The sequence below is a fragment of the Streptomyces sp. XY431 genome, from assembly GCF_001279805.1.
GTDB classification, from domain to species: Bacteria; Actinomycetota; Actinomycetes; order Streptomycetales; family Streptomycetaceae; genus Kitasatospora; species Kitasatospora purpeofusca.
Genome location: NZ_LGDO01000161.1, coordinates 1 through 7,025, shown reverse-complemented (window position 1 = coordinate 7,025; position 7,025 = coordinate 1). Strand labels below are relative to the sequence as shown.

Here is a 7,025-nt window from a genome sequence, read left to right as displayed (position 1 = left end):
CCGGAGCCCCCCCCCCCCCCGGGCGCCCCCCCCCCCCCCGGACCGCCCGCCCCCCCCCCCCCCCCCCCCGCCCGCCCCGCCCGAAAGAAGGAGGCCCGCCATGACCCGGCTCCCCGACTTCCGCCTGGAGACCTACTTCTCCCGCTGGGAGTTCACCGCCCGCCACCACCTCACGGCCTCCGACGCGCAGACCATGGCGATGTCCGAACTGCTCGCCCTCGCCGACCCGGAGGACCGCCACGCGTGGGACACCCTCGCGCTCGGCTACACCGAGACCTTCGGCGACCCGGCCCTGCGCGAGGCGATCGCCGGACTCTACGAGCGGGCCGACGCCGATGACGTGATCTGCTTCGGCGGCGCCCAGGAGGGGCTCAACCTGGCGATGCAGGTGCTGCTCGGCCCCGAGGACCACGCCGTGGTGCTCACGCCCAACTACCAGTCCGCCGAGACCGTTCCGCTGTCCCTCTGCGAGGTCACCGGTGTCGCCCTCGACCCCGGCCGCGACTGGGCGCTCGACCTCGACGAACTCACCGCCGCGCTGCGCCCCAACACCCGGGTGGTGTCCGTCAACTTCCCCAACAACCCCACCGGGGCGGTGATCGACGCCGCCGACTTCGTCCGGCTGGCCGAGATCTGCGACGAGCGCGGCATCCACCTCTTCAGCGACGAGGTCTACCGGGGTCTGGAGCGCGACCCGGCCCGCGCCCTGCCCCAGGCCGCCGACCTGTCCGAGCGTGCCCTCTCGCTCAACGTCACCTCCAAGTCGCTCGGCCTGCCCGGCCTGCGGATCGGCTGGATCGCCTGCCGCGACCGGGAGTTGCGCGGACGGCTGGAGCGCGCCAAGCACTACACCACCATCTGCAACGCCGCTCCCAGCGAGGTCCTCGCCAGGATCGCGATCAAGGCACGCGAGTCGATCCTGGCCCGCAACCGGGCGATCATCGCGGCCAATCTGCCGCTCTTCGACGAGTTCTTCGCCCGCTTCGACGGCCTGTTCGAGTGGCGCGCCCCGGACGGCGGCTGCGTCGCGTATCCGCGCTACCTGGGCGCGGACGGCGTCGAGGCGTTCTGCACCGGGCTGGTCGAGGAGGCCGGCGTCCTGCTGCTGCCGGCCTCCATCTTCGGCTCGGAACTCACCCCGACGCCCGCCGACCGGTTCCGGATCGGCCTCGGCCGCCGCGACCCGGCCCCCGCGCTCGACGCCTTCGCCGGCTGGCTGAAGGGTCGGCACTGAGCGGGCGCGGGCAGGCCGGGTGCCGGTGAGCCGTTGTCAGTGCGCGGCCGGGACGGCCCCCGCCTCCGCCGAAGGCTCCCGACGGGCGGCCTTGGCACGGTACTTGAGCCCGAGCAGCGCCCCCGGCAGGCCGTGCGGCACCAGCCAGGAGACGTCCTCCCGGTCCACCGCGTCGAAGCGGTACTTGTACGGCTCGGTGCCGCGCAGGAAGTCGAAGGTGGTCAGCCCCTGTCCGGCGGCCGCCCGGATCGCCTCGGCGATCACCGCCGTGCCGAGCCGCAGCGGCGCCCAGGTCTGGTCCCAGCCGATCTGGTAGTAGGCGAAGGTGTCCCGCCACTGGAACCCGTACAGCACGCCGACCACTTCGCCCGCCCGCTCCGCGACCAGGAACGCCGGACCCTCACCGCGTCCGGTGTCGGCCGCCCGTTCGATCACCCGCAGGTGCAGCGGCGCCCTGGCCTCGTCGAAGGTGGTCGGCCGGCCGAGCGCGGCCCGGCGCAGCCGGTGCAGCCGGACGGCGGTGTGCAGGAGCTCGAAGCGTGCCGGGAGTTCGGCCGCCGCCAGGGCGGGCGGCACCCAGCGGAAGGTGATCCCCTCGGCGGCCAGCTTCCGGCCGTAGCGGCGCAGGTCGGCGCGGAACTGGCGGCTCCCCAGCGCCTCCGGACCGGCCGCAAGATCGGTGCGCGGGCACGCGGTGCGTCCGATCTCCACGGCGCCGGGCGGCAGTTGGGCGGTCTGTTCGGGATCCAGGTCGGTGAGCAGCAGGCTCGTCCGCCGCCCGCGCCGGGCGAGCCAGCCGGCCACCTCGGCGCGGCGGTGCGGCGCGACGACGAAGCCGCAGTGGTCGGCCGCGCCCGCGCCGGAGCCGAGCACCGTCAGACAGGGGACGTCCAGCGGCGCGCGCGGGTGGAGCCGCTGGGCGGTGCGCAGCAGGGGGAGTACGGCGTCGATCCGGCCGTCCCCGTCCCGCCACACCACGATCTCGCCGTCACCGGCGGTCGCGCCCAGTGTCTCCCACCAGGCGAGGGTCCACTCCGGTGTGCTGAACCACGCGCTCCCGGCCTCGCCCGCCGCCAGTTCGCGCCAGCCGTCGACCACCTCCGCCGGCAGCGCGGCCGTCCGGTGGCGGACCGGCACCGTGCGCGCCGTGGCCGACCTCCGCCGCGCCGCCCCCAGGTCTCGCGCTCCCACGTTTCCTGCCCCCACGCCCCTGCCCCCAGGTCTCCGCCGCCCCGGTGCGCCGCCGGTCGGCGCTCCGGTCGCGGTCAGGTCCGTATTCTCCCGGATTCCCGCCCCCGAGCGACGCGGTTCGGCTTGCTCCCCTGCCGGTACCGGGCTTCACCGGCAGGGGAGTTGGCGCGCCTGGCCGCGGGCGGTCAGCTGCCGCCGCGCAGGTGGTGCACGGCGGGGTGGAGCCCGGACAGGATGGTGTCGAACCGGTCCCGCCCCGTGGTCGAGTTGACCCGCAACCGGCTGATCCGCAGCGGGTGCGGCGGCAGCAGCCGGTCGTGGCGGTGGTCGAAGAGGAAGCCGGTCCGGTAGCCGAGGCGCCGCAGTTCGGCGTCGGCGCGGGGGTCGATATTGCCGTTGGGGTAGGCGAAGGCGGTGGGTTCCTCGCCGCCGAGCCAGCCGGTGAGCGCCTCGTGGGCGCGCCGGATCTCGTCCCGTACGGTGCCGCCCTCGCAGCGGTCGAGGCACGGGTGGCCGGCGGTGTGGTTGCCGACCGCCACACCGTTGCGGGTGAGCGTCAGCAGATCGGCGGGGGTGAGCTGTTCCTGGCGGGGGGCGAGGGCCCGGGCGCTCTCCCGGAGTTCGGCCAGCGCGGCCCGGCGCTCCCCGTCGGGGAGGGTCTTCAACCGGCGGACGGCGTCGCCCGGCGGGGATTCGGCCAGGCTGCGGGCGGTGCCGCCGTGGGCGGCGAGGAACGCGGCCTCGGCCCACCAGAACGGCTGGTCGCCGCCGATGAGGTCGGTGACCACGAAGGCGGCGGCGGGGATGCCGAGCCGGGTCAGTACGGGCAGGCCCTCGGTGAGCACGGTGCGGTCGCCGTCGTCGAAGGTGACCAGCACGCTGCGGGGCGGCAGGGCCCGGCCGGTGCGCACGGCCTCCTCGACGGCCGCGAGCGGGACCGGGCGGGCGACGCGGACCAGGCGCTCCATCTGGAGCGCGAACACCCGGGGGTCGTCCACCCCGTGGTAGGCGAGGACGGCCAGCCGCCGGGTGGCGGCGAGCCGGAACAGCGGCTGGAGCGGCGAGTTGCGCAGGACGGCGTCGACGGTGGCGCGGCGGCCGGCGAGCCGTGCCCTCCGCGGGGCGGTGGCCGGTGCGGATGCCGATGCCGATGCCGGACCCGGATCCACGGTCGGACTCGGACTCGGATCCGCGGCCGGTACCCCGGTCGGCGCCGGGTCCGTTCTCGTGGCCGTCCCGGTGGCGGTCCCGCCACCCCTTCCGACGGCCGTTCCGGTGGCTGTCCCGTCGGCCGATCCGGTGCTCGGGCCGTGCTCGGTCCCGGTCGAATGCGCGGTCCCCTCGGGCATGGACACGCTCCCCCCTTCCTCCCCGTGTGATGCTGCGGCGGCGGGGGTGGGACATGTCGCACGGGCAGTTCCGGCCGTTCGGCACAGGTCTGCCCGGTGGGCGGCCCGCCCCGTCCACGAATTCCCAAGATAGAGCAAAATCCCATGCTCCGACCCGGGTTGTGCGTTGCGGACGGGCTTCGGGGAGAGGTTGGCGAATTCGGCGACGCACCGGTGACCTGTGCGACGGCTGGGAGCATCCTGAGTGATTGCTGGTGGGAGCGGGGGCGGGTGCGCCGGGAGGGAAGCGGTCCGGCCGCCGGTTGCGGACCCGGCGGCCGGCCGTGGCCGGGGCTGCGGGGCCCCGACCGCGTCACCCCTTCCTCGCCCGACGGGGCCTCAGAAGGGGTAGGTGCAGGTGGTCACCTGCTGCGCGGCCTCGAGGGCCGGGCCGGCGGTGGCGCAGACCATCTTGAGGTCGCTGGTGACCACGCGGGGGGTCACGGCCTTGGCGGAGCCCTTGGTGACGGTGGTCGCCGAGGCGGCGGGCAGCCACGGGCTGCCCCATGCGCGCTGGGTGCGTACCTCGACCTTGACTATCGTCAGCTGCCCGGGCGCGGCGGCCACCTGGGCGACGCCGACGAATCCTCCGCCGTCCTTCTCCTGCCAGACGCACGGCTGGTTCAGCACCGTCGTACAGGAGACGCCGCCCGCCCCGTTCGTGACCGAGGTCGTGCCCTCGGCGGTGACCGTCGCGGCCGTGGCCGGAGCGACCGTGGCCGCCATGATCCCTGCCGCCGCGACCATCAGAGCTGCGATACGAGCGTTCATGATGTCAACCTCCTTGGAATGAAAGGGAATCTCACTCTGTGGGATGAGTCTTGCACAAAATATGGACGTGTCTCGTGTGTGCTGCATCACACTCATGGTGACCGTTCAACTACAGCTTGCAATCTCACCAGTGACCTCACGATTACCGTCGGGTGTTACTCCGCCGACGAACGGGTGTCGTCCTCCGGTCCGCGGCCCTCGCTCTCCGGTCCGCGGCCCTCGCTCTCCCGTTCGCGGCCTCCCGCCCCGGTTCCCGCGCAACTCGCTGGCCACGACGCGGCGTTCACTCGTTCGGGTGGCGTGGCGCCCATAGGTCGTTCGGGCAGCTACGATCGGGCCGACCCCCGGAGGTGACCTGGATGAACACGGTCATCGTGCAGTTGCCCGACCCCCGCCCGCCGGTCCGAGCCGACCGTCGGTTCGCCCGGCTGCCGCGGCCGCCCCGCAGTGCTCCGCCCGCCCGACCGGCCCTGTTGCACCTCGGGCCGGGCGACAGCGTGGAGTTCGGGCGCGGCGAGCCCGGCCGGCCGCTCGCCGTGCCGATCCCCGACCTCGGCGTGTCGCGTCGGGCCGGCGAGATCACGGCCGCCGAGGACTACTGGCGGCTCTCCAACTTCAGTGCCACCGCGACCTATGTCGTCGAGAACCTCGAAGGTGCCGGCGAGCACGTCAAGGTCGCGCCCGGACGGCTCGGCGCGCCGGTGCCGTTCGAGTTCTCCCGGGTGCTGCTGCCGGCCCTCGGCGAGCCGGTCGCGTTCAAGGTCTTCGCGCCCCAACACGCCTATCTGGCAGGCGGAGCAGGCGGATCGGGGGGCCCGGACGACGGCGGCGCGCCAGGGGTCGGGTACGGCGAACCGACGGTCAGCCCGTTCGCCCTGGACCCGGGGGCCAAGTACTTTCTCGTCCTGCTCGCGCTCTGCGAGCCGCGCCTGCGCTCGCCCTCCGCGGCGGCCGTCCCCGGAGTCACCGAGGTGCTGGCCCGGCTGCGCTGCCTGCCCTCCTGTCGCGACCTCACCCGGTCGGCCGTCAACTACCACATCGACTACCTGGTCGGCAGCAAGCTCCGGCTGCGCGACCCGGCCGAGCCGGTCGACCCCGGGGGAGGCGGCGCCGGTGGCAAGCGGGAGGAACTCGTGGCGCTGGCACTGAGGTTCGACCTGGTGCGGGAGGAGCACCTGGTGCTGCTCCCGCCCCGGCGCGGCGGGTGACCGGGCGGTGGCGCCACGCGCGGTGGACCCGCCCGGAGCCCGGCCGCCCTGCGGTGGGGCGGGGTTCGCGGTTCCGGCGGGCTATCCGGTCGGGGGCTACCTGGTCGGCGAGCGGATCGGTGCGGGCGGCTGGGGCAGCGTCCACGCCGCCCGCGCAGCCGATCCGGATCGCGCGGCGGGCGGCGAACTCGCCGAAGTGGCGGTCAAGTTCCTCCAACCGGGGCGGCTAGGGCCGGGGCAGCGGCAGGCGGTCGCCCAGGTCGCCAGCAGCGAGATCCGGTTCAGCCGCCGCGCCGACCATCCGCACCTGATCCGCACCTTCGCCGTGCTCACCCTCACCGACCCGGACCGACCCGAACTCGACGGCGCCGTGGCCCTGGTGATGGAACGTGCCGAGCGCAGCCTGCACGACCTCCTGGCCGGGGCCCGGCCGCCGCACCCGCCGCCGGGCGCCGAGCGGATCCTGGCCGAGGTCGCCGCCGGGCTCCGCCACATGCACGGCTCCGGCTGGGTGCACGGGGACCTCAAGCCCGGCAACGTCCTGCTGATGGCCGACGGCACCGCCAAACTCGCCGACTTCGGGCTGACCGCGGAACTGGAGGGCACCCACGCCTACGCCCCGCCGCTCGGCTCGCCGGACCACGTGCCGCCCGAGTGGTGGTCCGAGCGGACCGGCGCGCGCGGTGCGGCGCTCCGCCCGAGCGCCGACCTGTGGGCCTACGGCGTCCTCGCCCACCAGGTGCTGACCGGCGGACTGCACCCCTTCCTCGGCGCCACCGCCCGCGCGCGCTCGCTGGCCGCGGTCGCCTACGCGCGCGGCAGCGCCCCGCTGCGGCTCGACGCCGCGCTGCCGGAGCGGTGGCGGCCGCTGGTCACGGCCTGCCTGACGGCCGACCGGCAGCGGCGTGCGCAGCTGGACCTCGCCGCCCTGCTCGCCGGTGCCCTGGGCGGGAGCGGGAACGGTGGCGGGAGCGGGAACGGTGGCGGGAGCGATGACGGGGGTGCCGACGTCGCGCCAGGCCCCGTCGCGCCGGGCCCCGTCGCACCGGGTCGACCAAGGACCCGGCGCCGATCCGCCACGCGCGCGGCGCTGCTGCTCGCCGCCGCCGCGACGCTGCTCCTCGTCACCGGAGCACCCGAGCGGCCCGCGCCCTCCGGTCCCACGTCCGGCCCCACGTCCGGCGCCGACGCCCCCGCCGTCCCCGCGGGCCCTGTCCCCCCGCCCCCCGGCGC

The 7,025-nt window shown here is 75.3% G+C and carries 6 protein-coding genes; 3 read left to right on the top strand and 3 right to left on the bottom strand.

Annotated features, from left to right (window positions below):
* Positions 1 to 100 precede the first annotated feature (100 nt).
* Positions 101 to 1,234, top strand: coding sequence for an aminotransferase class I/II-fold pyridoxal phosphate-dependent enzyme (locus ADK60_RS18280; RefSeq protein WP_053647308.1), 1,134 nt, complete (start codon positions 101 to 103; stop codon positions 1,232 to 1,234).
* A gap of 36 nt (positions 1,235 to 1,270) precedes the next feature.
* Here the strand turns inward: ADK60_RS18280 and ADK60_RS18275 are convergent, their stop codons facing one another.
* From ADK60_RS18275 to ADK60_RS18265, 3 genes are all read right to left on the bottom strand, one after another.
* The gene (locus tag ADK60_RS18275) at positions 1,271 to 2,425 is read right to left on the bottom strand and encodes a GNAT family N-acetyltransferase (RefSeq protein WP_159400482.1); all 1,155 of its coding nucleotides are present in this window, start codon (positions 2,423 to 2,425) and stop codon (positions 1,271 to 1,273) included.
* A 185-nt stretch (positions 2,426 to 2,610) separates the two neighbouring features.
* The gene (locus ADK60_RS18270; protein WP_053647304.1) at positions 2,611 to 3,594 is read right to left on the bottom strand and encodes a polysaccharide deacetylase family protein; all 984 of its coding nucleotides are present in this window, start codon (positions 3,592 to 3,594) and stop codon (positions 2,611 to 2,613) included.
* A 558-nt stretch (positions 3,595 to 4,152) separates the two neighbouring features.
* Positions 4,153 to 4,584, bottom strand: a complete 432-nt coding sequence (locus ADK60_RS18265) for a hypothetical protein (protein WP_159394330.1) — start codon at positions 4,582 to 4,584, stop codon at positions 4,153 to 4,155.
* Positions 4,585 to 4,943: 359 nt separating this feature from the next.
* Here ADK60_RS18265 and ADK60_RS18260 point away from each other — a divergent pair, with 359 nt between their 5' ends.
* On the top strand, positions 4,944 to 5,792 hold the full coding sequence (locus ADK60_RS18260) for a serine/threonine protein kinase (protein ID WP_234371136.1): 849 nt from the start codon (positions 4,944 to 4,946) through the stop codon (positions 5,790 to 5,792).
* Between the two features lie 7 nt (positions 5,793 to 5,799).
* The coding region (locus tag ADK60_RS18255; RefSeq protein WP_286185286.1) for a serine/threonine-protein kinase at positions 5,800 to 7,025 on the top strand (1,226 nt) is incomplete at its 3' end.

Coding starts and splice junctions, on each gene's coding strand:
- ADK60_RS18265 (WP_159394330.1), bottom strand. CDS start 4,584: ATGAACGCTCGTATCGCAGCTCTGATGGTCGCGGCGGCAGGGATCATG.
- ADK60_RS18260 (WP_234371136.1), top strand. CDS start 4,944: ATGAACACGGTCATCGTGCAGTTGCCCGACCCCCGCCCGCCGGTCCGA.
- ADK60_RS18280 (WP_053647308.1), top strand. CDS start 101: ATGACCCGGCTCCCCGACTTCCGCCTGGAGACCTACTTCTCCCGCTGG.